The following is a 25,042-nucleotide window of genomic DNA, read 5'->3' as shown; positions in this document are numbered from 1 at the left end:
CCACCTTCAGATAAGCTAAAAGCAAGGTGGCATATAAAATGTTATTTAAATATCTTTCCAGGATTCATGATATTATTAGGATCAAATACCGCTTTTACCGAACGCATGTAATCTATCTCTACAGCTGAGCGACTATACTCTAAATAATCTCGCTTAACTAAGCCCACTCCATGCTCTGCAGAAACAGAACCATTATATTTTTTAACTATCTCAAACACATCTTTATTTACAGTGGCACATTTTGCAAAAAACTCTTCTTTAGCAAGATTTTGTGGTTTTAAAATATTTAAATGCAAATTACCGTCACCAATATGACCATACCAAAGCACATCAAAATCAGGATAATCAGCTTTAACCACCTCATCAATATCCGCTAAAAAACTTGGTACTTTACTGATAGTCACTGATAAATCATTTTTATAGGGTGTAAAGGGTGCTATAGTTTCTGAAATATCCTCACGTAAGCGCCATAAGTTTTTTAATTGTTGCTCGCTTTGACTAATCACCCCATCAACGACCCAACCTTGCTCCATACAATTTTCAAAAATGGCTAATGCTTCATCTTTTATCGTTTCAGTGAGTGCTTCAAACTCAATCAATGCATAAAATGGGTAACGATCATCAAGTGGCGCAGGAATATCACCACGATCTAAAATCTTTTCTAAACAACGGTCTGAAAAAAACTCAAAAGCTGTCAAGTCTAACTTACTTTGAAATGCATGCAATAAAGACATGATCGATTCAAAATCAGGTGTTGCTAAAACAAGTGCTGTTAAATTATTTGGCTTACGTTCTAGCTTAATTGTTGCCTCTACAATAAAACCGAGTGTTCCTTCTGCACCGATAAAAAGATTGCGGAAATCGTAACCTGTTGCATTTTTAATTAGCCCTTTATTTAAATCTAGTAAATCGCCTTTACCTGTGACAACCTTTAGACCTACAACCCAGTTGCGTGTCATACCATAACGAATAACTTTAATGCCACCCGCATTGGTTGCAATGTTACCACCTATTTGACTAGAGCCCACTGAGGCAAAATCCACTGGGTAATATAAACCATTGTCCTCTGCAAAATTTTGCAATTGCTCCGTTATCAGACCCGGCTGACAAATGACTTCTCGGTCAATTTCATTGAAACCTATTATTTTATTCATGTAATCAAATGACACCACCACTTCTTGATTAGTGGCTACCGCAGCCCCCGAAAGACCAGTACGACCACCAGACGGAACAAGCCCCACCTTATGCTCATTTGCCCACTGCACAATGGCTTGAACTTCTTCAGTCGTTTTAGGAAAAACAATTGCCATCGGATTAGGCGTATAAATTTTAGTCCAGTCTTTACCATAGGCTTCAAGGGACTCAGTGTCCGTTAACATCTTACTAGGCTCAATCAATTTTTGTAATGATTCTAAAAGGAGCTTATTTGTCATTTTTCTTAATCTCTCAAAAAATTCATACAGAACTTGATAAAATATCCAGTTCTTACGTGCTTTAGAATATGCTAGCATAGTTGAACTATTTCACACACCCTTTATTATTAAAGTTTAAACTTAACACTATTATTTGTGATTTTTAATAAAATGGACAGAATACAATGAGCAAAACTTCTTTAGATAAAAGTAAAATTAAATTCCTTCTGCTTGAAGGTATTCACCAATCTGCTATCGATACTTTAAAAGCAGCGGGCTATGAAAATATAGAAGCTATTTCTGGATCAATCCCTGAAGAAGAGTTAAAGCAAAAAATTGCTGATGCTCATTTTATTGGTATTCGCTCTAGAACACATTTAACCGCCGAAGTCTTTGACTGCGCAAAGAAATTAATTGCCGTTGGTTGTTTCTGTATTGGAACTAACCAAGTTGACCTACAAGCCGCCTGTGAAAGAGGCATTGTTGTATTTAACGCGCCATATTCAAATACACGCTCAGTTGCTGAGCTCGTTTTAGCTGAAGCTATTTTATTGCTCCGTGGAATACCAGCCAAAAACATGGGGTGCCACCGTGGTGGTTGGTTAAAATCTGCAACCAATTCTTTTGAAATCAGAGGTAAAACCCTCGGGATTGTCGGCTACGGTTCTATCGGTACACAACTGTCTATCCTTGCTGAAAACTTAGGTATGCATGTTATTTTTTATGATGTGGTTAATAAACTATCATTAGGTAATGCACATCCTGTTGAAAGCTTACAAGAACTTCTAGCTACAGCCGACATTGTCACGCTCCATGTACCAGAACTTCCTTCTACCAAGTGGATGATTGGTGAAAAAGAAATCCGTCAAATGAAAAAAGGTGGTATTTTAATTAATGCCTCTCGTGGTACTGTTGTTGAAATTGAACCATTAGCAGATGCAATTAAAGATGAGCACCTAAGCGGTGCGGCTATTGATGTATTCCCTGTTGAACCACGCAGTAATAAAGATGAGTTCCAGAGCCCATTACGCGGTTTAGATAATGTGATCTTAACACCTCACATAGGTGGTTCAACAATGGAAGCGCAACGCAATATTGGTGTTGAAGTTGCAGAAAAACTTATCAAGTACAGCGATAATGGTTCGTCTATTACAGCGGTGAACTTCCCTGAGGTTGCACTCCCATCTCAGAGCAATATTCACAGAATCCTTCACGTGCATCAAAATATCCCTGGTGTAATGAGTGAGATTAATAAAGTATTTTCTGATAATAATATTAATGTAAGAGGACAATACTTACAAACTAATGAAAAAGTTGGTTATGTCGTTATAGATCTCGACGCTAAATCCTCAGAACTTGCTCAAGAAAAATTACAACAAGTGAAAGGCACTATTCGTTGCCGAGTACTTTTTTAATTTGATATTCAATTTAATGGTGGGGCGTATATAATACAAACCACTATTTATAACGCCTAAAGTAGATATAAAATATATCTAACAAAAATCTACTAAACCAATAAAGTATCTGATCTTATGTAAACCACATAGGCTAGATCTTTTTAATTAGTTATAGAAGAACGAATTATATTGCGGTAGATATGAAACGACAATTAAGAAAACGTTATATAAGATATGATATATCGAGTTAAATAAACTAAATGATTTACAGCTCACTTGCTAACTATATATTAGTTAATAACCAACAAGTTATTCCAAACCAAAAAAAACCCTGCTAAGCAGGGTTTTTTAACACCAAACTAATTATTTTTGGCAAGTAGCTGGTAAGAATTTGTTATCAGCATCACTTGTACAACCCCATTGGAAAGCACCTGAAGTAGGAACCATACCTAATGTTAAAGTTTTGCCCATAATACCTTGCGCAACATTAGCGGATCTCATTTTTGCTTTAATATCACATGTTGATGTTGCACTAGTCGTTCCAGAAATTATAATAGTACTACCACCGCTACCCACAGTTACTTCTTGAACATATTTACCAGAAATTTGTGATTTTTTAGCAATACCACCATTTTCATAGTTTGTTTTTGCATTATCTGGACAAGCAGTATTAGAACTATAGTACTCAGCCACTGCACCTTTTTGACCAGAAGCTAAGCTTAATGCTTCAGCCATTTGAGAACGACCGATATAATCTTGGTAAGCTGGGATAGCAATCGCTGCTAAAATACCGATAATTGCGATTACGATCATTAATTCGATTAATGTAAAACCTTTTTGCATTGCTTTCATGTGATTTCTCCAATATACTTTTGATTTAATCAAAGACATTTACTGCCTGTATCTGCCTTCTGACTAATTATATAGTAAGCACATAGCATGCCAACTTTTAATAAAAAACAATAAATCAATTAATTTCAACATGTTATTAAAAAACCTTTTTTTTTCTCCCCCAAAAAAAATTTCATTGCCTGACATTTTTTGTCATTTTTTACTATTATTAATCTTATTAGTTACATAAACCAACACAAAATGTCATTAATCATATTGAGACTATTTTTGTTAGTTTATAGATAGCCAAACTTCATACATATGTAATCCCTCAATAGCAGACTATCTTTACTGGCTTGATCTGTTGATCATTTGGTTTAGTCTTTAATTTTCTCAAATCGCCTACTTCTTTCGAATTTTTATAGTTAAAAAGTATAAAAGAACGCGACCATAATTTATTGCATAGTACAACTTTTTTTAAATCGTATCCTGTAAACCTTAATATCAAAGCAATATATAGCGCTAGCGCATCGGAGATTGTAAATGAAATTTAAAGGTTATTTCTTATCTGTATTATTCATATCTTTAGTTAATTCAACTATTGCAGAAGAACATTGGTCTTATAATGGCAAAGGAGCACCGCAAAACTGGGAAGATCTACGCCCTGATTGGGCAATGTGTAAAACGGGGAAAAACCAGTTCCCTATCGATATTCATGATCCAAATAAATACAAAAAATAGCGATGGAATAAATATTGACGGGCAAAGTTTCACAATGGAACAGTTTCACTTTCACACACCCAGTGAAAATCTCCTTAATGGAAATTCTTATCCTATAGAAATGCACTTTGTACATACTAATAAAGAAGGACAATTAGCCGTTGTTGCTGTCATGGCTACAGTAGGGGAAGCAAACCCAACGATTAATAAAATTATTAATCTATCGCCCAAAGGAATTAATGATGTTAATCGTATAGAAGAGACTCTTCAACTTGAAACATTACTTCCAAAAGATACACATTATTATCGATACAGCGGATCATTAACTACTCCCCCATGCTCAGAGGGCGTTATTTGGATAGTAATGAAGCAATTCACAAAAATGTCAAAGGAGCAAATACAAGAACTTACTACCTTATTAAATAGTAAAAATAACCGACCACCACAACCACTTAATGGCCGTCAAATCGTTGAGTTATAATAAAAAAACTCCCATGATATTATTTTTAAACCATTCATGGGAGTCATACAAACAAAAAATAATTATCGCTACTCACTACTTACATTAACATCCACAATAAATCGCCCTTTAATTCGTCCTGCTATCATTTGATTAGCAACCTCCATGCACTCACTTAAAGGAATAGTTTTAGCAATTTGATTAAGTAAGCCACTATCAATATATTTAGCCAAAAGATTCCATGCGATTAAACGCTTATCATAAGAAGCCATTACACTATCTACACCTGCTAAAGTTACCCCTCTTAAAATAAAAGGAGCGACGGTTGTCGGAAAATCCAACCCTTGCGCTAAGCCGCAAGCTGCCACTATGCCACCATAATTTATTTGTGCACACACATTAGCCAACGCATGAGAACCTAATACATCAATAGCAGCAGACCAGCACTCTTTTTGCAATGGCTTTCCGGCTCCTTTAAAAGCTTGGCTATCGATAAAATCAACCGCACCTAATTGTTTTAAATAATTAACCTCTCCTGTTTTCGAAGTAGCCGCTGTTACTTGATAACCCAATTTGGTAAGCAACGCAATTGCCACCGACCCTACTCCACCAGAAGCGCCTGTAACCAAAACACTGCCTTGTTCTGGTTTCACACCATGCTCAATAATACGTTGCACACAGAGCGCTGCCGTATAACCCGCCGTACCCATCGCCATGGCTTGTTGAGGAGTAAACTTATCAGGTAGTGGAATTAACCAACCTGATTGTAAATAAGCATATTGTCCCAAACAACCCCAATGATTTTCACCACAACCCCAACCATTTAGAATAACCTGATCGCCAGTTTTATAACGTCCACTATCACACTTAACTACTACCCCAACACCATCAATACCAGGCACCATAGGCCATGATCGAACAACAGGCCCTTTATTAGTGAGCGCTAAGGCATCTTTATAGTTAATACTAGAATATTGAACTTTTATTAATGTATCACCCTGTTGTTGTAATAACGTCTCTTTTGACAGGACTTTAATAGAAGCTGTAAATCCACTTGTTTCATTTTTTTCTAATAAAATAGCATTAAATGACATACTTGTTTACCTCTATAATGAATTACAAACACTTATGATTGGCAAAGCGCTTTGGCTTTCCTCAAAAATAACTCGCTCGCCTTAGAAAATACCTGATCCTTTTTCCAAATAATATTAAGGCCAGAAGTAAGTCTAGGTGAAAATGGCTTAAAGCATATTTCACTTTCTTCACTGGTATTGGCCAATTTATCAAGGGTAATGGCATAACCCACCCCTTCTCTTACAAGAACTGCTGCATTAAAAATCAAGTTATACGTGGCAACAATATTAAGCTTTACAACATGATCACCAAACCAATTATTCACATGATTTTTAGATGAAGTTTCAGTTATTAACTGCCTTGAACAAATAATAGGTAACGGTAATAAATCTTTAACGCTTATAGTTTCATGATTGGCTAATGGACTATCTTTACGCATTAATAATCCCCATGTATCTTGACTAGGCATATCAAGATAATAATACTTCGACACATCGACAGGCTCTATTACAATGCCAAAATCAATAAGCCCTTTATCTAATTTTTCTGTAACGTATTCAGCATTACCACTGTAAAAATGAAAACGTATTCTAGGATATTGCGCTCGCATCTCTTTAGCAATACGCGCAATGTAGCTGATTACCTCTGTTTCACCACAGGCGATATGAATATCACCACTAATAGTTTCATCTAAATCGACAAACTCCGCCTTGGTTTTGTGTACAAGCTCTAAGATTTCTTCAGCACGTTTACGTAATAAAATACCTTCCTCAGTTAAACTAATACGCTGATTACTGCGATGAAACAGCTTTTTACCTAACTCTTCCTCTAATTCTTTTAATTGTCTTGATAACGTTGGCTGCGTTAAATATAGCGCATTTGCAGCAGCTGTAATACTTCCCTCGTTAGCTACAGCTAGAAAATACCTTAACACTCGGATATCCATAAAATCCTCTACAAATTTTGCCCATGCTTAAAAAGCATTATATACCATAAAATATAGGTATTTGTTATTCATATGCCATGTAATTAGAATTAAAACAGCATATCTTAATCGAGTATTTATAAAAACATGGCTAAAGCAATAAAAATCACTTTAAATCCTTCAATACCTAAACAAGCCTATTGGTCAGCTATTTTTTCTTTATTTATGGGGGTCACCAGTTTAATTGCCGCAGAGTTCACGCCTATCAGTTTATTAACCCCAATCGCTCACGACTTAAACATTAGTGAGGGGGTGGCAGGTCAGAGCATTACCATGGTGGGTGTATTTGCTGTAATAACCAGTTTATTACTTTCCCCCCTCACAAAAACAATTAACCGCAAGCTTATTTTATTATGTTTCTCTGCAATGGTTATTGCCTCAAATCTGATGGTAGCATTTGCACCTAATTATGGGGTGATGCTTATAGGCAGAGGGTTACTAGGCATTTGTGTGGGTGGTTTTTGGTCAATGGCATCAGCAGTTACTTTACAACTTGCACCACCAAAAGATGTACCCCGCGCACTGAGTATTGTTTATGCAGGGGTGTCCGTCGCTACCATCATTGCTCTTCCCCTTTCAAGTTATTTAGGTGATTTAATCGGTTGGCGCAATGTTTTTATCCTTTCTGCTACGATGGGGTTAGCCGCGCTTATCTGGCAATTGGTATCACTGCCGTCACTACCCGCACAAGCAGGCAATAGTTTTCGTACCATGTTTGATTTGTTAAAACAATCATGGGTATTGGTAGGTATTATCGGCACCATTCTAAGCTATGGTGGTTATCATGTTTTCTTTAGTTATCTAAGACCTTTTTTACAATTTAATTTACAGCTGACCTCAACCAAACTTACCTTGATGCTACTGATTTTCGGTATTGCAAACTGTGTAGGAACTTTCATCGCGGGGCTCTTTTTAGGGCGCTACTTCAAACCTACCATGATTACAGTACATTTACTCTTAGCTATCATTGCCCTGAGTTTATTTTTCACGCCACATCACATAACAAGTAACACAGTAATGGTTGTGTTTTGGGGGCTTCTATTTGGCTTTATTCCTGTGGGCTGGTCAACATGGATTACTCGCACGTTGGCCGATAAGGCTGAACTAATGGGTGGGCTTAGCGTTGCGGCTATTCAGTTTTCTATTGGTTTAGCCGCAGCGATGGGCGGCTTGGTATTTGATCACTTTGGTAGTGGGGGTCTCTTTATCAGTGCCGCTAGCATTATGCTATTGGCTATTTTGGTGATGAAGTTAAGCTTTTCACTGTATAACACAATCACGGGGAAACCCTTCTAAAACTCACCATCTTACGAGACTAATCAAGGAGCTTATCCATGAAAAAACACCTTAATTTATCCCTCATCACCATATGGATGGTCATCATGGGAATTATTTTATCATTTACTGCAAGGGGGCAAGACATGTCAAACGGAGCTGATAACTTTTATCAAAGTGAACGTGTTACAAAACAAACTGTTATCTTTAAAAACCAATACAACATGAAGGTAACCGGTAATTTATTTATGCCAAAAGCGATGAAAGAAGGAGAAAAATACCCTGCTATTATTATTGGCCACCCAATGGGGGCTGTTAAAGAGCAAAGTGCTAATCTCTACGCCACTAAAATGGCCGAGCAAGGCTTTGTTACTTTAGCCATTGACCTTTCATTTTGGGGTGAAAGTGAGGGAACATCACGCAATGCTGTTTCTCCTGATATTTATGCAGAAGACTTTAGCGCAGCGGTAGACTTTTTAGGTACACGCCCCTTTATTAATAAAGAACGTATTGGTGTGATTGGTATTTGTGGTAGTGGTAGTTTTGCCATCAGTGCCGCCAAAATTGATCCTCGCCTAAAAGCCATTGCTACCGTCAGCATGTATGACATGGGGGCAGCCAATCGCGATGCACTTAATCACTCTTTAACCCTAGAACAAAGAAAACAAATCATTACCCAAGCTGCTGAGCAACGCTATGTTGAGTTTACTGGGGGCAAAACACTTTACACCAGCGGTACTGTGCATGAAATCAATGAAAACTCTAGCCCAATTGAGCGTGAATTTTTTGATTTTTACCGTACACCACGGGGTGAGTTTACACCGAAAGGCCAATCGCCTGAGCTGACCACTCATCCAACTTTAACCAGTAACGTTAAATTCATGAATTTCTATCCATTCAATGACATAGAAACTATCTCTCCTCGCCCACTGCTATTTATTACAGGAGACCAAGCGCACTCAAAAGAGTTTAGTGAAGATGCTTATAAACGCGCCGCAGAACCTAAAGAACTTTATTATGTAAAAGGGGCTGGCCACGTTGATCTATACGATCGAGTCAACTTAATTCCCTTTGACAAATTAACCCACTTCTTTAAACAAAACTTACAGCAATAGTCAGCCATATTGAAAGAGGACGCTATGATTAAGTTACGTCATAAAATACTGCTCTCCAGCCTACTCATGGTATTTTGTTTGCATAGTTACGCCAATACGCCATCAACAAAAACGCTAGCCCATATTAAAATGAACATTAATCAGCAGCCCATTATTATTGCGCTGTTTGATAACTCCGCCAGTCGACAATTACTTAATCAGCTTCCTCTTTCATTGGCGTTATCTGACTTTGCCCGTACTGAAAAAATTGCTTATTTACCTAACAAGCTAATACTGCAAGAAACACCACTGGCTAAAACCACTCAGAGTGATTTCACCTACTATGCGTCTTGGGGTAATTTAGCCTTATTATATAAAGGTTATGGCCAAGCAAATGGCGTCTATGCACTAGGTACCATCGTATCAGGTAAAGAGCAATTAGCTGCACTTAAACAAAATATTACCGTAACCTTAGAGCGGATGGATTAAAGGAGCACAGGATGAAGCTTAAACCAATATATTTACTCTTACTTGCCTGCGCCAGCAACTTGGTAAGTGCCCAAGCACAGCTTATTAACATACAACACTTTCCAACACCTGCAACGGTCAGCCAAGAAATACAACCTTTGGTGTCAGAGCAACCATTTCCTGATTGGAATGAGCACCCTAAAACACCACAAGCATGGAAACAATGGGTTAATCAACTCGCGCATGACACGATTAAAAAACTGCCGGCCTTACGTGAGCAAATGCATGTCAGCGTTGAATCAACAAAACTTGCAGGTGTACCCAGTTTTATCATTACACCGCAGCAAATAGCAGCTAACAATGCGCACCGCGTTTTACTTCACCTACACGGTGGGGGTTATGTCTTAAACCCCGGAGAAGCAGGGACGGATGAAGCCATCATGATGGCAGGCTATGGAAAAATTAAAGTTTTCTCTATCGATTACCGTATGCCACCCGATCACCCTTTTCCTGCGGCAATAGATGATGCATTGGCAGCCTATCAAGCATTATTAAAAACCTACCCAGCAAAAAATATTGGTGTGTTTGGTACCTCCACTGGGGGTGGCATGACGTTAGCGCTGATGCTTAAAATTAAAGAAAATAATCTACCCATGCCCGCGGCTATTGTAGTCGGAACACCTTGGACAGATTTAACTAAAACAGGTGACTCTTATTTTACCCATGAAGGCATTGATAATGTCTTGGTGAGCTATGACGGCTGGTTAGGAGATGCAGCCAAACTTTACGCTAATGGCCATGACCTGAAAGAGCCATTACTTTCTCCCATTTATGGTAATGTAGCAGGCTTTCCTCCCACATTACTCGTAACAGGAACACGAGATCTCTTCTTAAGCAATACCATTAGAATGCATTTAAAGCTACGCGATGCAGGAAGTATTGCAGACTTAATAGTATTAGAAGGGCTTTCTCATGCTCAATATTTGATGATACCTGACTCACCAGAAGCTAAACGTTATTTTAATACTAGCGCAGCCTTTTTTGATAAATACCTAACCAATACGCTTTTATCTAAATAAAGGAGTCTATGATGACTCCTTGCTCTGTTCAGTAATAAAATTTAAAGGCATCTGTGTTTTAGAAATAATTTGATTAAGTACAAAACAAGATCGAACACTGGTTACTCCCTCAATTCGAGTTAACGTACCCAGTAAAAATTTTTGATAACAGTCGATATCTGGCACAATCACTTTTAACTGATAATCTGCGTCCATCCCCGTAATCAAACAACACTCAATCACCTCAGGATGCTTTTTTAAAATGGATTGAAAATGGTCAAAGCGCTCAGGTGTATGACGATCCATCCCTATCAACACAAAAACGGTTAAACTCAATCCCAATTTTTTGGGATTAAGTAGCGCCACTTGTTTAGAAATGTACCCTGCATCAATCAATTGCTTAATACGTCTAGAACAAGGGGAGGGTGACAACCCTATTTGATTAGCCAACTCATGATTAGACAAACTCGCATCTTTTTGTAATAACTCTAAAATGTGTAAATCGTAACGGTCTAGCTTTTCCATATCGTCTTCTTCATTAAGTTAGTTGCCTACGGCTAACCCCGCGGATGATGTTTAGCATGTAAATCTTGTAAACGCGCTTGAGCTATGTGTGTATATATTTGTGTAGTTGATAAATCACTATGCCCTAAGAGCATTTGTACCACCCGCAAATCAGCACCATGGTTTAAAAGATGTGTCGCAAAAGCATGTCTTAAGGTATGAGGGGATAGCGACTTGTTAATACCTGCTATTTTGGCATAATATTTTATACGATGCCAAAACGTTTGCCTTGTCATCATATCACCACGTGTACTGGGAAAGAGTACATCACTAATCTTCCCCCCTAAAAGTAACGCCCTACCTGATCGCAAATATTGTTCAAGCCAAATAATAGCCTCTTCACCCAGAGGAACAAGCCGCTCTTTACGCCCCTTACCGAAAGCTTTTAATACCCCTTGCCTTAAGTTAACTTGCTCTAACGTTAAACTAATTAGCTCGCTCACCCTCAAACCACAAGCATAAAGCACTTCAAGCATTGCTTTATCTCTTAAGCCTATTAGTTCTTCAGTATCAGGCGCTGATAATAACGCCTCAACATCTTGCTCAGATAACGTTTTAGGTAAAGGTTGGCCTAATTTAGGCATTTCTATTTGTAGTGTTGGGTCAGACTCACGTAAGCCTTCTCGAACAAGATAACGGTAAAAACTACGTAATGCAGATAATAATCTGGCGGTTGATCTTGCCTTATAGCCTTTTTTTAAGCGTAAAGACAGGTAGCTTAATATATTATCTCGTTGTGCTTCACTAATTGTCAGCCCCTGCTTAGTCAACCATTGATGAAAATGGCGTAGATCGCTTAAATAACTAGCTTGACTATGCTCTGACAAACCTTTCTCTAGCCAAAGCATTTCAATATATTGATTAATAATGGGAGGAGTATGTTCTTTGTCAGCCATTATATTTCTCTTACACGTTTGATCTATTCCAATGGCCTATCTAACCATGATTAACTAAGCGGATTCGTTTCACTTTGATAGTGTACTCCTTTTATAATAACATTCATAAACTATTAGCGCGACTTAGGAAACCGAACATGAAAACATCGCCTATTTTAATTACCGGTGCAGGGCAACGTGTAGGATTCTATTGTGCACTGCAATGGCTAGAACAAGGATTTCCTGTGATAGCGACTTACCGTCAAGAACGTGATGCGCTTAATGTATTAAGAGATAAAGGTGCACAATTAATTCAGGCTAACTTTCAAGACAACCAAAGTATTCTCACCTTTATTGATGAGCTAAAAAAGACGACATCTTCACTACGCGCCATTATTCACAATGCGTCAACATGGGTTAAAGATGATACAACTGGAGAGGCAATGAGCACGCTATTAGCGGTACACATTCAAGCTCCCTATTTAATTAATCTACATTGCAAACACTTATTAATGGCTTCTTCCTCAGCAGATATCATTCATGTTACAGATGATAACATTCGAAAAGGCAGTGCTGATCATATCGCTTATTGTGCTAGTAAAGCTGGACTAACAAACTTAACATTATCCTTTGCAAAATCGTTTGCACCTCATGTTAAAGTAAATTGTATCGCCCCCGCCTTAGTGATGTTTAATGAACATGACTCAGATGACTATAAACAGCATGCAATTAACAAATCATTACTGGGCATTGTTCCGGGTGAACAAGAAATTTTTAAAGCAATTAATTACTTATTAGAAAGTACTAATATCACAGGAGAAATACTGCATATTAATGGTGGACGTCATTTAAAGTAGCAGAGAGTTTACTACTCGTAATAACGAATCTTATAACCCTGCGCCTTTAATAGTTGCAAAACACTATCATTGCCTGCTAGGTGCATAGCACCTACTATAACCATTGTTTTTACTGAATCCTTTGCAAATTGATCAATTTTAGGAATCCATGCTTTATTACGACTAACTAAGAGGACTTGATAAAAAGGTTCCATTTCTTTCGTATTATAAATTGCTAATTGTTCATTCAAAACCGTTTGCTGACCTTGATAAAGGTCTTTAATTAAAGCATCTAAAGAAAATTGTGGATTTGTTATTTCTCTTAATGTCTCTTGCATCAATAAGTTAGGATCTATTTCTTGGAGAATAGCCAATGCCTTTAATTGCTCATCAAATGTTTCTAACCCAATGATTTCTTTATTTTCTTGTTTGGCTTTATCATATAATAGTTTATCGATCCCTTCTCGATAACCTTGATTTTGCCAAATAATTAAAGGCAACGAAAAACTCATAAAAGCAGCATCATAGGCTAGTAAAGAATGGGGGACACGGTACTGCTTCATTACTACATTTAGCTCTTGCCAAACTTCGGGTCTTAAGGTTTTATCTAAAGTTGTTCCCTTTAGCTTAAATGTCTGTATCATTTTTGCTAACGACGTACCTTGATTCATTTCACTTAAATCTATTTCAAAGACCACACGCTTAGAAAAGGCAAATGCCTTAAGGTATTCAGGAGGTAGCGGCAACTGAGAAGGGTGAACTAAATGAACACTGCCCGCTATAATAATACTATGCCCATTCTTCTCTACCACCCAAACACTACTCTTGGCAAATATTGTATTGGAGGCTAGCGCTATAATTAATAAATAGACATAGACTCTAAACTTAATCATAACGGTTAACACTAAGAAACAACTAACTCATAGCCAATACGCTTTAACCAAACAGCCTCTTGAGTAAAATCAGCAAAGGTTAAAGGATTATTCTCTAACCAATCCTCAGGGAATTGTATTTTTAATTTTTTATTAGAGGCAATAAGCTTGACTTGTGGACCATTCTGATCACTTCTAATATGGTGGAATAAGATAGCAAATCTTAATAAAATACAGAGTCTAAGCAATGATTCACTGTCCTCAACCGCGTCCTCAAACTTATCTCTCGGAATATTACGACGATGCCCTCTAACCAATAAGGCCAACGATTGTTGTTCTCGTCTAGAAAAGCCTAATAAATCTGAATACTCTAATAAATAAGCGCTATGCTTATGGTACTGATAATGAGCAATATCTAAGCCTATTTCATGAACTTTAGCAGCCCAATCAAGGAGCTCTGCGTATCGTTCATCCTCTAGCTCCCATACGTCAGCTACTTGTGCTAACGCCTCTAAAGCCTTATCTGAGACACGTTTTGCCTGCTCTATATCGACACGATAACGTTCTTGCAAAGAAGCAATGGTGCGCTCTTGAGCATTTTCACTGGAATCACGGCCTAGTTGATCATACAAAACACCTTCTCGTAAAGCGCCCTCAGAATAAATCATTTTATCTAGATTAAGCGCATCAAAAACAGCTTCTAGAATAGCTAAACCTGACGGTAAAATCGCTTTACGATCATTTTTAATCCCATCAATATTTAATTTTTCCACATCACCAAGCTTTAAAATTTCTTGCTTTAACCAAATAATACCTTCCCTTGTAATATCAGCATCAGGTGTTGTGAAACCTGCAAACTTACAAGCGTTCGCTATAGCCTTAATAGTTCCTGAGCACCCTACTATTTCTTGCCAGCCCATTTTTTGTATCGATTGTTCAACCGACATAAGCTCTAAACGAGCAGAGGTATAAGCTTGTGCATAACGGTTTGCTGTTAATTTCTCCCCCATGAAGAAACGCTTATTATAGCTAACACAACCCATTTGCAAACTTTCTAATAGCAAAGTATCCAGGTCTCGACCAATAATAATCTCTGTACTCCCACCACCGATATCAATAACTAATCGCTTTTCTTTGGAGCTACGTAATGTATGTGCCACACCGACGTAAATTAATCTTGCCTCTTCTCGACCAGAAATAATCTCAATCGGATGTTGTAAAATTTCTTCAGCCTTCTTAATAAATACTTTTCGGTTTCTTGCTTCTCTTAGTGCGTTAGTTCCTACGACTCGAACACAGTCTAATGGCATATCACTTACAAACTGAGCAAAACGCTTTAAGCACTCATATCCCCGCTCCATCGAGGCTTCATCTAATTGTAAGTCTTGATTAATACCGGCGGCCAATTGCACTTTCTCTCCCAATTGTTCAAGCACCCGCACTTTATCATCATCTATTTTTGCTAATAGCATATGAAAACTATTAGAGCCTAGATCTATTGTAGCAATTGTAGAGTGAGTATTTTTAGCAACCATATATAAGCTTCTTAACAATTAATGATATAAAATATAAACATGAAATATTATACTTGATGTTCAATCGTATAATTAGACATCATAAGTAATACTATTTTTGTGTATTGTAACCCTATCTGACAATGTTCGCCTATTTAAACATTAAAAAGATATTATCTTTTTGAATTTACAGGACCTTATTATGAATTACCGCCATGCATTCCATGCAGGGAATCACGCCGATGTGCTAAAACACATTGTTATAAGCCGTATAATAACGCTACTCACTCAAAAAGATACCCCTATTGCTTATCTAGATACACATGCAGGCATTGGCTTATATGACCTGCAAGCTTCTGAAGCCAGTCGTACAGGTGAGTGGCTCGAAGGAATAAAACCTTTATTTGATACACCCAATCCTCCAGCATTAATAACCCCCTATATCGACATCATAAAAGCACTAAATATCTCAAACACCTTACGCTACTATCCAGGTTCTCCTACAATAGCAAAAGTGTTAATGCGACCACAAGACCATATAATTTTGAATGAAAAACACCCAGAAGATAGCTTAGTGTTAAAAAAGAACTTCAAACATGATGGAAACACAACCATTCATTGCCAAGATGGTTGGTTACTGCCTAAAGCAGTATTACCGACAAAGGAAAAAAGAATTGTCGTACTCATCGACCCTCCTTTTGAACAGGAAAATGAGCTTGAACTTTGTGTTAAGAGTCTTACTGAGTCTATCAAACGTATGCGTCAAGCTATCGTTATTATTTGGTATCCAATAAAAGATCAAAAAACACTTAATCATTTTTATAATAGTCTAAAACAATCAAACGCTCCTAAACTATTAAAAGCGGAATTAATGATAAAACCTACAGATAATGACTTAGGTCTTAACGGTTCTGGAATGATTATTGCAAATCCACCTTGGAAATTAGAAAGTGAACTACTTTCTTTATTGCCTTTTCTGACGAATGTTTTAACGGAAGATACTGGAAAATGGCAAATTAACTGGTTAATAGAAGAGGTAAGTACTGTAACAAAAAAATAATATGCGATTAATTTTATGACACAATTTGTCATTTTATTACATATTATGCAATCTTTGATCTTAACTAATTTCAATATTTTTTAAATACGACTTTATCATGATGCGCATTACTAACATAATTACTCTTAGTTTCGTTGGGCTTACATTAGCAATGAGCGCCTCATTGGCTATCGGACAAAAAGCCGACGATAAAACACTTTATAAATGGCAAGATGCCACAGGTAAATGGCATTACTCAAAAATGCCCCCACAACCGTCAGACCTTCCCCCAAAGAAGCTAGAAGTAGCTAAAGATTCGAAAACAATTATTTTTGAAGAGCAACAAAAAACACCTGATCAAAAAGAACAGGAAGTGGCTCAACAACAACTCAGATTAAAAAGAGCATCCTGCCAAACAATCCGATCCAATATCAAAGATGTTTCGTTTTATTTACGACAAACAAATGATAAAGAGTTTCAAGAAAAAAATATTACACCAGAAGAATATGAGCAAACAAAAAAGTTTATCACTAAACTTGAAGACATAAGCTCCGACACTAAGTTCAACGATATTTGCGTGGATGACTTTTCAAAAGAACCACAGATAAAAGCTATATCAAACTGTATCGCTGAACAGACAACACTAGAAACGCGCGGCAACTGCTTAAAAGAATTATCAACTTTCTAACAACTGGGCTATTAAAAGAGCGGGTTTTATCGGCTATACTAAAACCTTTAAATAACCATGCTCTTCTATCATGATAGCCAAATCAAAAAACTATTCTCTTTGCATACAACTAACCGATTGTCATCTGTTTGCTGATGCCAAAAAAACCCTTTTAGGTATACCTACCGCCGAAAGTTTAAATAGTGTTGTTGCTATGATTCAAAAAAACCATTCGGATATTGATTTAGTACTCGCTACAGGCGATATTTCTCAAGATGGCAGCCTTGAATCATATGAACTTTTCCAAGAGCAACTCAACCAACTCGCAACGCCCTCTTTATGGGCGGCGGGTAACCATGATAACTTTTCATGTGTAAAAGATCGCCTTACTTTTCAGCAATATCTCACTAAACAACAAAACCTTGGTGAGTTTTGGCGTATTATTACGCTTAACTCTCAGTCCATCGGTGAAAATTGCGGAAGAATCTCAGAAGATGAACTCAACAACCTATCACAATCGTTGAAAGATCACCCCGACCGCTTCCACCTTATTTGTCTTCATCACCCTGTTTTTTCATGCACAAACACATGGTTAAATGAGATTAAGCTGCAAGACTCTTGGAAGCTTTTAGAGCGCCTAGAAGGGCATCTCAATGCTAATGTTATTCTATGTGGACACATCCATCAAGAATTTGAAGTCTACTATCGAGGCACTTACTTATTTGCGACACCGTCTACTTGCATACAATTTGCACCTAACTCAGCAGACTTTAAAATCGATACACAGGCTCCTGGTTATCGTTGGATCAAATTGTTCAATGATGGCACTATCGATACGGGTATTTCAAGACTTGATGAGTCTGCCTACCCCATTAACTTAGAAGCAACGCGTTATTAATATGGTAAAGCCAATCGTCATTAATCGCGCTCAAGATCTCTACTTTATGCAACAGGCAATAGTACTGGCAAAAGAAGGCGCTCTTCTAGGGGAGGTTCCTGTAGGGGCTGTCGTTGTCCATAACGATACTATTATAGGCAGAGGCTTTAACCAACCAATTACAAAAAATGACCCTCGTGCCCACGCTGAAATGATTGCTATCTATGAGGCAGCCCAAACATTACAAAACTACCGCATTCCTGACACAACCCTCTATGTCACATTAGAACCTTGCAGTATGTGCGCGGGCTTACTTGTCCATGCGCGTATTAAACGCCTCGTTTTTGGTACTACTGAACCAAAAGCTGGCATTATTACAAGCCAAGATGAGTTTTTTGAAAAGAGCTTTCTTAACCACCGCCCTATTATCGAAGGCGGTGTACTCGCTGAGGAGTGCAGCAACCTACTCAAAAGTTTTTTTAAGGAAAGACGATTAAAGCAGTGAGGTCGTTTCAGATAGCTCTTTACGGCTTAGTGATGGCACATGTAATTTAGGAAGCCCCGTCATGACCTCACGCTGTGAATAACCTAACCAACTGAGAATATCATAATAGCGCCTTATATTACGAACAAACTGTTTTGTTTCAAGCCCTCGCGCATACCCATAACGCACTTGCGTATACCATTTTTTCTGTGCAATTAGTGGCAATACCTGATTAACATCACGCCAAGCATTGGGATTCATATTATTTAACTCAGCTATTTTCTGAACATCTGCCAAATGTCCCTGCCCCATATTATAAGCGGCTAATGCAAAAAAAGTACGATCACGTCCGACAACATCTTTACTGACACCCTCTTTTAAAATACTAAGGAGTTTTGCTCCGCCCATGATGCTCTGCCCTGGATCTAAACGATTTTCAACCCCCATCGCTTTTGCTGTGTTTTGCGTTAACATCATAAGCCCTCTCACGCCTGTGGGAGAAACAGCATCGGGGTTCCAGTGAGACTCTTGGTAACCAATAGCCGCTAATAACTTCCAATCCAAATCATTGTTTTTAGCGTACTGAATAAAGTATTTTTCATACTTAGGTAATCTTTCTTGTAAATGTTTAGCGAATGAATAGGCTCCTACATAGCCTAAAACATCAATATGCCCAAAAAAACGATCATTTAATCGCTCTAATAACCCATTTGATTCAGACTCGTCTATAAACGCATCAACAGCATCAATTAAACTGCTGTCATCATTTTTAGCAACTATCCATGCCATCGGCTGGTCTTTAATTAGGGAAAAGCCAATTCTGATATTACTGTAATAAACTTGTGTCATTGCTAACACGTTTTTATTAAGTATCACAATATCTGTTTTTTGATCTTCTACCTGTTGTAATAAATCAATAACATCAATTACATCAGACTCTTGATACATTAGATCAGGGTATTTTTCTTTTAGCTTTTTTAGTTCGTCAGCCTGACTACTCCCCTTAACAACGAGAATAGATTTACCCAATAAGTCTTCCACTCTTGTAGGGCGCTGCGCTGATTTATGATAAACCACCAATGCATCAACTAATAAATAGGGCTTTGAAAAAGTTACTTGTTGCTCTCTATAACTTGTTTTAACTAAATTAGCAGCTCCTAAAAAATGTGCATTACTTTCTACACTGCTATAAACATCATCTAAATTATTGACCTGCTCAATTTGCAGTTTTACCCCTAAACTCTCTGCAAACTTTTTAACCAACTCATATTCAAAACCAGTTTTTCCAGAGCGGTCTTCAAAATAAGTCATCGGGCTATTGTAAGTAACCACATGTAAGACCCCTTCTTGTTTTATTTTTTCTAATGCACTTACAGAGGATAGATCCGCATCACAAGCTACAAGGAGCGAGCCAAAAATTCCCAAAAGTATCCACAAAAAAAATACTTTAGAAGATCGGTATTTTAAATTTTCTTTCATACATCTAATTAATTCCAATAAACACTCTGCATTTAACTAGCTAAAGTAAGAAAAATACAAGCTAACTCAACTTATAACATTTAAAAAGTCTATAGTAAACTTATAATAATGTCTAAATTTTTAATTTGAGGGTAATTAATTATTAGTTTTCTTGAAAAAAAATAGATAAATGCTTGACATTAACCCAACTAACTATTAAAGTGCGCACCAATTCTTGATATACAAGAAAACTAAAATACCTACTTTAATCATAGGGGTGTAGCCAAGCGGTACGGCAGCAGGTTTTGATCCTGCCATGCGTTGGTTCGAATCCAGCCACCCCTGCCATATTCTTAGATAACCTATTTAGGTATCACCTCCATGTCAAAGATGATGATATTCACAGGGAATGCAAATCCTGACCTAGCAAAGCGAGTCGTTAGTCAGTTGCATATTCCATTGGGTGACGTTTCTGTCGGTAAATTCTCAGACGGTGAAATCAGTGTAGAAATTAATGAAAATGTCCGAGGAAAGGATGTTTTCTTAATCCAACCAACTTGTGCTCCAACCAATGATAACCTAATGGAACTCATTGTGATGGCTGACGCATTTAGACGGTCATCTGCTAGCCGTATCACCGCTGTTATTCCTTACTTTGGTTATGCACGACAAGATCGTCGACCTCGCTCAGCACGTGTTGCAATCACAGCAAAAGTAGTTGCTGATATGCTAGATACTGTGGGCATAAATCGTGTTCTTACTGTTGACTTACACGCCGACCAAATACAAGGCTTTTTCGACATCCCTGTTGATAACATTTATGGTTCACCGGTTTTAGTCGATGATATTATTACTCAACGATTCGAGAATACATTAATTGTGTCTCCAGATATTGGTGGTGTTGTAAGGGCTCGTGCGGTAGCAAAATCACTCGGTGTAGAATTAGCGATTATTGATAAGCGTCGCCCTAAAGCAAACCAATCTGAGGTTATGCATGTCATTGGTGAGGTAGAAAACCGCACTTGTATATTAGTCGATGATATGGTTGATACAGCAGGTACACTTTGCCATGCAGCTAAGGCATTAAAAGACTTCGGGGCTACAAAGGTTCTTGCCTACTGTACACATCCTATTCTTTCAGGTGCAGCGATAGAAAACATTAATGGTTCATTACTTGATGAATTAGTTGTTACAAACACAATTCCCCTATCGGCAAAAGCACAAGGCTGTGCTAAAATTCGTCAGCTTGATATTTCACCGATCGTCGCAGAAGCTGTTCGACGTATCAGTAATGAAGAATCTATTAGTGCTATGTTCCGTTATTAGCACTGTAACCTAGCCTATCATTGGTAGGCTTTTTTATAAGCAGCTCAAACGCTGGTCGCAAACGTTTTTGAGCTCTTTTTTTTGGAGATTTTATAAATGGTAGATTTTACAATAAACGCAGAATCACGTGATGATTTAGGGAAAGGTGCGAGCCGCCGCCTACGTCGTAACGTAAACATGGTTCCAGGCATCATCTATGGTGGAGACAAAGCTCCTAAATCTATAAGTATCTTAGCAAAAGATCTTGCTAAACTTTTAGAAAACGAGTCTGTATTTAGCCACATTTTAAACATCAATGTTGCTGGACAAAAAGAAAATGTTTTAATTAAAGCATTACAACGTCACCCTTCAAAAGGTTTTGTCTTACATATTGACCTACAACGCATGGTTGCAGGCCAAAAAATTACTACAACTATTCCTTTAAACTTCATCAATGAAGATATTGCGATAGGCGTAAAACAAGATGGTGGTGAGATATCTCACATGACATCTGAAGTTGAAATTCAGTGTTTACCTAAAGACTTACCTGAGTCAATCACTGTTGATATGGCTAATGTTACGCTAGACCAAGTTATCCACTTATCAGAACTTAATGTACCGAAAGGCGTTGAACTAGTTGCTTTATCTCATGAAAATGACCTTGCTGTAGCAACTATTTACACACCACGCGCACAAGTAGATGATGAACCTGCCGCAGAAGGTGATATAGCTGAAGCACCTACAGAAGAATAATTCTTCTGTATAAAGAGGGCCCCTGATATGTCTGCTGTACAGTTGATAGTAGGTCTTGGTAATCCAGGACCAGAATATGAACAAACTCGACATAATGCAGGGGCTCTTTTCGTTGAGAGCATTGCAGAAAAATACAATGTTCCACTAATTTCAGAACGTAAATACTATGGTTTGGTTGGACGTTTTAATATCAATAATCAAGATGTTAAACTTTTGATTCCAACAACGTATATGAACCGTAGTGGTCAAGCAGTTGCCGCACTAGCAAATTTTTTTCGTATACCAACAGATGCTATCCTTATTGCCCACGATGAGCTAGATCTTCCCCCTGGCGTTACAAAACTAAAACAAGGCGGTGGACATGGTGGACATAATGGTTTACGTGATATTATTGCGCAATGCTCAAATCAAAATAATTTCTATCGCTTACGACTGGGTATTGGGCACCCTGGAGATAAAAGCTTAGTCTCTAACTTTGTACTAAGCAAAGCACCTCCCAAAGAACGCCAATTGCTGGCTACCAGTATAGAACACTCACTTGATGTATTACCTGATATTATCGCTGGTAACTGGGATAAGGCAATGCAACAACTACACAGTCAAAAAGCATAAACTAATCACTTTAAGGGATACAAACAATGGGGTTTAATTGTGGTATTGTTGGCTTACCAAATGTTGGTAAATCTACTTTATTTAATGCACTAACCAAAGCAGGTATTGGTGCTGAGAACTTTCCATTTTGCACAATCGAACCAAATAGTGGTGTTGTAGCAATGCCAGATATGCGCCTAAATATATTGGCTGAGATAGTTAAACCTGAGCGAGTACTGCCAACCACTATGGAGTTTGTGGATATTGCAGGTCTTGTTAAAGGCGCGTCCAAAGGTGAAGGATTAGGTAATCAGTTTTTAGCTAATATTCGAGAAACAGATGCAATTGCACATGTAGTACGCTGCTTCGAAGACGACAATATTGTCCATGTCGCCAACAGTGTAGACCCTAAAAGAGATATTGAAATTATTGATCTTGAGCTAATTTTCTCTGATCTTGATAGTATAGAAAAGCAATTACAACGTGCTCAAAAGCAAGCAAAAAGTGGTGATAAAGAAGCAATTGCTAGTAAAGATTTATTAGAAAAACTACAACAACATCTTACAGATGGCAAACCTGCACGTTCCCTATTAAAAGACTTAACGTCTGATGAAAAAATAAAGATCAAATCATTCCATCTACTCACAGTAAAACCTGTTATGTACATTGCTAACGTGGCAGAAGATGGTTTTGAAAATAACCCTCATCTCGATATTGTACAGGCAATTGCAAAAGAAGAAGGCGCCGTTGTTGTTCCTATCTGTAATAAAATAGAAGCTGAAATTGCTGAGTTGGATGATGGAGAAGAAAAGGACATGTTCCTTGCTGAACTTGGTATAGAAGAACCTGGTTTAAACCGTGTTATTCGTGCAGGTTACCAATTACTTAACTTACAGACCTATTTTACTGCGGGTGTTAAAGAAGTAAGGGCATGGACAGTAAAAATTGGAGCAACAGCACCACAAGCTGCAGCGGTCATACATACAGACTTTGAAAAAGGCTTCATCCGTGCTGAAGTAGTCGCTTATGATGACTTTGTACAATACAAAGGTGAAGCAGGCGCCAAAGAAGCAGGAAAATGGCGTTTAGAAGGTAAGGATTATATAGTAAAAGATGGTGATGTTATGCATTTCCGTTTCAATGTATAGATTAAGCATTGGATAAACTTCGTGTATACTGACAGAATTACTTATTGCGGAATTAATTAATGGATACTTCAAGATTTATTGAGTTTATTGGTAACCACTATATTTTATGTGGTATTTTTCTGGTCTTATTGGTTTTATTAGCCATAACAGAAGTTCGTCGTGGAGGCCGCAGTATTGGTTCTGCTCAATTAACGTCACTGATTAATAGCGAACAGGCTATTATTGTTGATATTCGCTCGTCTAAAGACTTTGGAGCAGGCCATATTACAGACTCGCTCAATATTCCGCTTGAAAAAATCGCGACACGCATGGTGGAACTTAATAAGTTTAAAGAAAATAAAGTAATCGTTGTTGTCGATGCACAAGGTCAGCATTGTGGCACTGTTTGCCGCGACTTAAAAAAAGCTGGCTTTAATGTTGCTAAACTAGGTGGAGGTACAGCCACGTGGAAAGCGGATGGCCTACCTCTTGTTAAAAAGAAAGCAAAGGCATAACCATGGCAAATATCATTATCTATACCAGTGCTTGGTGCCCCTACTGTATAAGAGCGAAACAGCTCCTTACACAAAAAGGCGTAACATTCCAAGAAATTTCTGTTGATGGCAAATCTGATGTACGTGCAGAGATGAGTCAAAAAGCCAACAGTAACTCTGTCCCTCAAATTTGGATTAATGATTTTCATGTCGGGGGATGCGATGATCTTGTTGCACTCGAGAATGAAGGAAAGTTAGACAAGCTATTGGCAACTCATTAATATTTAATTTATTTATGGATATTTAACACAATGACTGAACAAAATAATGCTCAAGAACCACAATTTTCAATCCAACGAATTTATATACGTGATGCGTCTTTCGAATCACCTAAAGCACCGGCCATCTTCTTAAAAGAATGGAAACCGGCGGTTAATCTTGAACTAAATACTCGCCAAAACACCATTGAAGAAGGTGTTTATGAAGTTATATTAACAGTATCAGCAACTGCAAAAATTGATGATGATGTGGCCTTCATCGCAGAAGTACAACAAGCCGGTATCTTCATGATTAAAGGCTTAGATGCTGATAACATAAGCCATATGCTAGGTGCATTTTGTCCAAACCTATTATTTCCTTATGCTCGTGAAACATTAGATAGCCTAGTTGTTAAAGGTTCTTTCCCTGCCCTTATGCTTTCTCCTATTAATTTTGATGCACTCTATGCTCAAGAATTAGAACGCATGAAACAAGAGAATATCACCAAAAACTAGTCTTTCAAAAACAAGCCCAGTAATACTGGGTTTGTTTTC

General features: G+C 37.8%; 28 protein-coding genes and 1 tRNA gene. 20 read left to right on the top strand and 9 right to left on the bottom strand.

Annotation, left to right across the window (positions count from 1 at the left end; genetic code table 11):
* Nucleotides 1–41: 41 nt before the first annotated feature.
* Nucleotides 42–1,433, bottom strand: coding sequence for an FAD-binding oxidoreductase (locus tag DM558_RS12960; RefSeq protein ID WP_127164376.1), 1,392 nt, complete (start codon nucleotides 1,431–1,433; stop codon nucleotides 42–44).
* 164 nt (nucleotides 1,434–1,597) lie between these two features.
* Here DM558_RS12960 and serA point away from each other — a divergent pair, with 164 nt between their 5' ends.
* The gene (gene serA, locus DM558_RS12955) at nucleotides 1,598–2,827 is read left to right on the top strand and encodes a phosphoglycerate dehydrogenase (RefSeq protein WP_127164375.1); all 1,230 of its coding nucleotides are present in this window, start codon (nucleotides 1,598–1,600) and stop codon (nucleotides 2,825–2,827) included.
* Nucleotides 2,828–3,172: 345 nt separating this feature from the next.
* Here serA and DM558_RS12950 read toward each other — a convergent pair whose 3' ends face one another.
* Nucleotides 3,173–3,661, bottom strand: a complete 489-nt coding sequence (locus DM558_RS12950) for a pilin (RefSeq protein ID WP_127164374.1) — start codon at nucleotides 3,659–3,661, stop codon at nucleotides 3,173–3,175.
* 522 nt (nucleotides 3,662–4,183) lie between these two features.
* Here DM558_RS12950 and DM558_RS15860 point away from each other — a divergent pair.
* A complete protein-coding gene (locus tag DM558_RS15860; RefSeq protein ID WP_228411756.1) occupies nucleotides 4,184–4,381 on the top strand; it encodes a hypothetical protein in 198 nt (65 codons plus the stop codon).
* 34 nt (nucleotides 4,382–4,415) lie between these two features.
* Nucleotides 4,416–4,841, top strand: a complete 426-nt coding sequence (locus DM558_RS12945; RefSeq protein ID WP_267128182.1) for a carbonic anhydrase family protein — start codon at nucleotides 4,416–4,418, stop codon at nucleotides 4,839–4,841.
* A 68-nt stretch (nucleotides 4,842–4,909) separates the two neighbouring features.
* On the opposite strand, the gene acuI is transcribed toward DM558_RS12945, so the two are convergent.
* Both acuI and DM558_RS12935 read right to left on the bottom strand, forming a co-directional pair.
* Nucleotides 4,910–5,914, bottom strand: coding sequence for an acrylyl-CoA reductase (NADPH) (gene acuI / locus DM558_RS12940; protein ID WP_127164373.1), 1,005 nt, complete (start codon nucleotides 5,912–5,914; stop codon nucleotides 4,910–4,912).
* Between the two features lie 32 nt (nucleotides 5,915–5,946).
* A complete protein-coding gene (locus DM558_RS12935) occupies nucleotides 5,947–6,840 on the bottom strand; it encodes a LysR family transcriptional regulator (protein WP_127164372.1) in 894 nt (297 codons plus the stop codon).
* 126 nt (nucleotides 6,841–6,966) lie between these two features.
* Between DM558_RS12935 and DM558_RS12930 the strand changes: the two genes are divergently transcribed.
* From DM558_RS12930 to DM558_RS12915, 4 genes are all read left to right on the top strand, one after another.
* Nucleotides 6,967–8,175, top strand: coding sequence for an MFS transporter (locus tag DM558_RS12930; RefSeq protein WP_127164371.1), 1,209 nt, complete (start codon nucleotides 6,967–6,969; stop codon nucleotides 8,173–8,175).
* A 77-nt stretch (nucleotides 8,176–8,252) separates the two neighbouring features.
* Entirely contained in the window at nucleotides 8,253–9,269 is a 1,017-nt protein-coding gene (locus DM558_RS12925) for an alpha/beta hydrolase (RefSeq protein WP_407644322.1), read from the top strand.
* A gap of 24 nt (nucleotides 9,270–9,293) precedes the next feature.
* Nucleotides 9,294–9,737: a cyclophilin-like fold protein gene (locus DM558_RS12920; protein WP_127164369.1), complete on the top strand. Its 444-nt coding sequence runs from the start codon at nucleotides 9,294–9,296 to the stop codon at nucleotides 9,735–9,737.
* 11 nt (nucleotides 9,738–9,748) lie between these two features.
* Nucleotides 9,749–10,795 (top strand): alpha/beta hydrolase, encoded by a 1,047-nt coding sequence (locus tag DM558_RS12915; RefSeq protein WP_127164368.1) that lies wholly within the window; start codon nucleotides 9,749–9,751, stop codon nucleotides 10,793–10,795.
* Nucleotides 10,796–10,801: 6 nt separating this feature from the next.
* Here the strand turns inward: DM558_RS12915 and DM558_RS12910 are convergent, their stop codons facing one another.
* Nucleotides 10,802–11,299, bottom strand: coding sequence for an Lrp/AsnC family transcriptional regulator (locus tag DM558_RS12910; protein WP_127164367.1), 498 nt, complete (start codon nucleotides 11,297–11,299; stop codon nucleotides 10,802–10,804).
* Nucleotides 11,300–11,331: 32 nt separating this feature from the next.
* Nucleotides 11,332–12,234, bottom strand: a complete 903-nt coding sequence (gene xerD, locus DM558_RS12905; RefSeq protein ID WP_127164366.1) for a site-specific tyrosine recombinase XerD — start codon at nucleotides 12,232–12,234, stop codon at nucleotides 11,332–11,334.
* Between the two features lie 137 nt (nucleotides 12,235–12,371).
* Here xerD and folM point away from each other — a divergent pair, with 137 nt between their 5' ends.
* The gene (folM, locus tag DM558_RS12900; RefSeq protein WP_127164365.1) at nucleotides 12,372–13,070 is read left to right on the top strand and encodes a dihydromonapterin reductase; all 699 of its coding nucleotides are present in this window, start codon (nucleotides 12,372–12,374) and stop codon (nucleotides 13,068–13,070) included.
* An 11-nt stretch (nucleotides 13,071–13,081) separates the two neighbouring features.
* Here folM and DM558_RS12895 read toward each other — a convergent pair whose 3' ends face one another.
* Both DM558_RS12895 and ppx read right to left on the bottom strand, forming a co-directional pair.
* Nucleotides 13,082–13,942, bottom strand: a complete 861-nt coding sequence (locus tag DM558_RS12895) for a TraB/GumN family protein (RefSeq protein ID WP_127164364.1) — start codon at nucleotides 13,940–13,942, stop codon at nucleotides 13,082–13,084.
* An 11-nt stretch (nucleotides 13,943–13,953) separates the two neighbouring features.
* Entirely contained in the window at nucleotides 13,954–15,456 is a 1,503-nt protein-coding gene (gene ppx / locus DM558_RS12890) for an exopolyphosphatase (RefSeq protein WP_127164363.1), read from the bottom strand.
* Between the two features lie 181 nt (nucleotides 15,457–15,637).
* Between ppx and DM558_RS12885 the strand changes: the two genes are divergently transcribed.
* The 4 genes from DM558_RS12885 (at nucleotide 15,638) to tadA (ending at nucleotide 18,523) form a co-directional block, all read left to right on the top strand.
* Nucleotides 15,638–16,495, top strand: a complete 858-nt coding sequence (locus DM558_RS12885) for a 23S rRNA (adenine(2030)-N(6))-methyltransferase RlmJ (RefSeq protein WP_127164362.1) — start codon at nucleotides 15,638–15,640, stop codon at nucleotides 16,493–16,495.
* 97 nt (nucleotides 16,496–16,592) lie between these two features.
* Nucleotides 16,593–17,162 (top strand): DUF4124 domain-containing protein, encoded by a 570-nt coding sequence (locus DM558_RS12880; RefSeq protein ID WP_127164361.1) that lies wholly within the window; start codon nucleotides 16,593–16,595, stop codon nucleotides 17,160–17,162.
* 70 nt (nucleotides 17,163–17,232) lie between these two features.
* Nucleotides 17,233–18,039 (top strand): 3',5'-cyclic-AMP phosphodiesterase, encoded by an 807-nt coding sequence (gene cpdA / locus DM558_RS12875; RefSeq protein WP_127164360.1) that lies wholly within the window; start codon nucleotides 17,233–17,235, stop codon nucleotides 18,037–18,039.
* A gap of 1 nt (nucleotide 18,040) precedes the next feature.
* Nucleotides 18,041–18,523, top strand: a complete 483-nt coding sequence (gene tadA, locus DM558_RS12870; RefSeq protein ID WP_127164359.1) for a tRNA adenosine(34) deaminase TadA — start codon at nucleotides 18,041–18,043, stop codon at nucleotides 18,521–18,523.
* Here the strand turns inward: tadA and mltF are convergent.
* Nucleotides 18,512–19,981 carry a membrane-bound lytic murein transglycosylase MltF gene (gene mltF / locus DM558_RS12865; protein WP_127164358.1) on the bottom strand — a complete coding sequence of 490 codons (1,470 nt, stop codon included), beginning with the start codon at nucleotides 19,979–19,981 and terminating at the stop codon, nucleotides 18,512–18,514. The two genes, tadA and mltF, sit on opposite strands and share 12 nt — an antisense overlap.
* Nucleotides 19,982–20,233: 252 nt before the next feature.
* On the opposite strand from mltF, the gene DM558_RS12860 reads away from it, so the two are divergent.
* The 8 genes from DM558_RS12860 to secB all read left to right on the top strand — a co-directional run bounded on the left by DM558_RS12860 (nucleotide 20,234) and on the right by secB (nucleotide 25,003).
* Nucleotides 20,234–20,308: transfer RNA gene (locus DM558_RS12860), tRNA-Gln, on the top strand.
* A 33-nt stretch (nucleotides 20,309–20,341) separates the two neighbouring features.
* Nucleotides 20,342–21,286 (top strand): ribose-phosphate pyrophosphokinase, encoded by a 945-nt coding sequence (locus DM558_RS12855; RefSeq protein WP_109704153.1) that lies wholly within the window; start codon nucleotides 20,342–20,344, stop codon nucleotides 21,284–21,286.
* A 96-nt stretch (nucleotides 21,287–21,382) separates the two neighbouring features.
* Nucleotides 21,383–22,018 (top strand): 50S ribosomal protein L25/general stress protein Ctc, encoded by a 636-nt coding sequence (locus tag DM558_RS12850; RefSeq protein WP_127164357.1) that lies wholly within the window; start codon nucleotides 21,383–21,385, stop codon nucleotides 22,016–22,018.
* A gap of 27 nt (nucleotides 22,019–22,045) precedes the next feature.
* Nucleotides 22,046–22,630, top strand: coding sequence for an aminoacyl-tRNA hydrolase (gene pth / locus DM558_RS12845; protein WP_109704155.1), 585 nt, complete (start codon nucleotides 22,046–22,048; stop codon nucleotides 22,628–22,630).
* Nucleotides 22,631–22,656: 26 nt separating this feature from the next.
* Nucleotides 22,657–23,757 (top strand): redox-regulated ATPase YchF, encoded by a 1,101-nt coding sequence (ychF, locus tag DM558_RS12840; RefSeq protein WP_109704156.1) that lies wholly within the window; start codon nucleotides 22,657–22,659, stop codon nucleotides 23,755–23,757.
* Between the two features lie 59 nt (nucleotides 23,758–23,816).
* Nucleotides 23,817–24,251: a rhodanese-like domain-containing protein gene (locus tag DM558_RS12835; protein WP_127164356.1), complete on the top strand. Its 435-nt coding sequence runs from the start codon at nucleotides 23,817–23,819 to the stop codon at nucleotides 24,249–24,251.
* 2 nt (nucleotides 24,252–24,253) lie between these two features.
* Nucleotides 24,254–24,511, top strand: a complete 258-nt coding sequence (grxC, locus tag DM558_RS12830) for a glutaredoxin 3 (RefSeq protein ID WP_109704158.1) — start codon at nucleotides 24,254–24,256, stop codon at nucleotides 24,509–24,511.
* A gap of 30 nt (nucleotides 24,512–24,541) precedes the next feature.
* Nucleotides 24,542–25,003: a protein-export chaperone SecB gene (secB, locus tag DM558_RS12825; protein WP_109704159.1), complete on the top strand. Its 462-nt coding sequence runs from the start codon at nucleotides 24,542–24,544 to the stop codon at nucleotides 25,001–25,003.
* Nucleotides 25,004–25,042: the final 39 nt, after the last annotated feature.

This window comes from Entomomonas moraniae, assembly GCF_003991975.1.
Lineage (GTDB): Bacteria > Pseudomonadota > Gammaproteobacteria > Pseudomonadales > Pseudomonadaceae > Entomomonas > Entomomonas moraniae.
The sequence above is the reverse complement of the archived record's forward strand: the minus strand, read 5'-3'. Positions and strand labels throughout refer to the sequence as shown.

Bases quoted from the DNA above. Each gene is read 5' to 3' on its own strand.
- DM558_RS12960 (WP_127164376.1), bottom strand. From the start codon at position 1,433: ATGACAAATAAGCTCCTTTTAGAATCATTACAAAAATTGATTGAGCCT.
- serA (WP_127164375.1), top strand. From the start codon at position 1,598: ATGAGCAAAACTTCTTTAGATAAAAGTAAAATTAAATTCCTTCTGCTT.
- DM558_RS12950 (WP_127164374.1), bottom strand. From the start codon at position 3,661: ATGAAAGCAATGCAAAAAGGTTTTACATTAATCGAATTAATGATCGTA.
- DM558_RS15860 (WP_228411756.1), top strand. From the start codon at position 4,184: ATGAAATTTAAAGGTTATTTCTTATCTGTATTATTCATATCTTTAGTT.
- DM558_RS12945 (WP_267128182.1), top strand. From the start codon at position 4,416: ATGGAACAGTTTCACTTTCACACACCCAGTGAAAATCTCCTTAATGGA.
- acuI (WP_127164373.1), bottom strand. From the start codon at position 5,914: ATGTCATTTAATGCTATTTTATTAGAAAAAAATGAAACAAGTGGATTT.
- DM558_RS12935 (WP_127164372.1), bottom strand. From the start codon at position 6,840: ATGGATATCCGAGTGTTAAGGTATTTTCTAGCTGTAGCTAACGAGGGA.
- DM558_RS12930 (WP_127164371.1), top strand. From the start codon at position 6,967: ATGGCTAAAGCAATAAAAATCACTTTAAATCCTTCAATACCTAAACAA.
- DM558_RS12925 (WP_407644322.1), top strand. From the start codon at position 8,253: ATGGTCATCATGGGAATTATTTTATCATTTACTGCAAGGGGGCAAGAC.
- DM558_RS12920 (WP_127164369.1), top strand. From the start codon at position 9,294: ATGATTAAGTTACGTCATAAAATACTGCTCTCCAGCCTACTCATGGTA.
- DM558_RS12915 (WP_127164368.1), top strand. From the start codon at position 9,749: ATGAAGCTTAAACCAATATATTTACTCTTACTTGCCTGCGCCAGCAAC.
- DM558_RS12910 (WP_127164367.1), bottom strand. From the start codon at position 11,299: ATGGAAAAGCTAGACCGTTACGATTTACACATTTTAGAGTTATTACAA.
- xerD (WP_127164366.1), bottom strand. From the start codon at position 12,234: ATGGCTGACAAAGAACATACTCCTCCCATTATTAATCAATATATTGAA.
- folM (WP_127164365.1), top strand. From the start codon at position 12,372: ATGAAAACATCGCCTATTTTAATTACCGGTGCAGGGCAACGTGTAGGA.
- DM558_RS12895 (WP_127164364.1), bottom strand. From the start codon at position 13,942: ATGATTAAGTTTAGAGTCTATGTCTATTTATTAATTATAGCGCTAGCC.
- ppx (WP_127164363.1), bottom strand. From the start codon at position 15,456: ATGGTTGCTAAAAATACTCACTCTACAATTGCTACAATAGATCTAGGC.
- DM558_RS12885 (WP_127164362.1), top strand. From the start codon at position 15,638: ATGAATTACCGCCATGCATTCCATGCAGGGAATCACGCCGATGTGCTA.
- DM558_RS12880 (WP_127164361.1), top strand. From the start codon at position 16,593: ATGATGCGCATTACTAACATAATTACTCTTAGTTTCGTTGGGCTTACA.
- cpdA (WP_127164360.1), top strand. From the start codon at position 17,233: ATGATAGCCAAATCAAAAAACTATTCTCTTTGCATACAACTAACCGAT.
- tadA (WP_127164359.1), top strand. From the start codon at position 18,041: ATGGTAAAGCCAATCGTCATTAATCGCGCTCAAGATCTCTACTTTATG.
- mltF (WP_127164358.1), bottom strand. From the start codon at position 19,981: ATGAAAGAAAATTTAAAATACCGATCTTCTAAAGTATTTTTTTTGTGG.
- DM558_RS12855 (WP_109704153.1), top strand. From the start codon at position 20,342: ATGTCAAAGATGATGATATTCACAGGGAATGCAAATCCTGACCTAGCA.
- DM558_RS12850 (WP_127164357.1), top strand. From the start codon at position 21,383: ATGGTAGATTTTACAATAAACGCAGAATCACGTGATGATTTAGGGAAA.
- pth (WP_109704155.1), top strand. From the start codon at position 22,046: ATGTCTGCTGTACAGTTGATAGTAGGTCTTGGTAATCCAGGACCAGAA.
- ychF (WP_109704156.1), top strand. From the start codon at position 22,657: ATGGGGTTTAATTGTGGTATTGTTGGCTTACCAAATGTTGGTAAATCT.
- DM558_RS12835 (WP_127164356.1), top strand. From the start codon at position 23,817: ATGGATACTTCAAGATTTATTGAGTTTATTGGTAACCACTATATTTTA.
- grxC (WP_109704158.1), top strand. From the start codon at position 24,254: ATGGCAAATATCATTATCTATACCAGTGCTTGGTGCCCCTACTGTATA.
- secB (WP_109704159.1), top strand. From the start codon at position 24,542: ATGACTGAACAAAATAATGCTCAAGAACCACAATTTTCAATCCAACGA.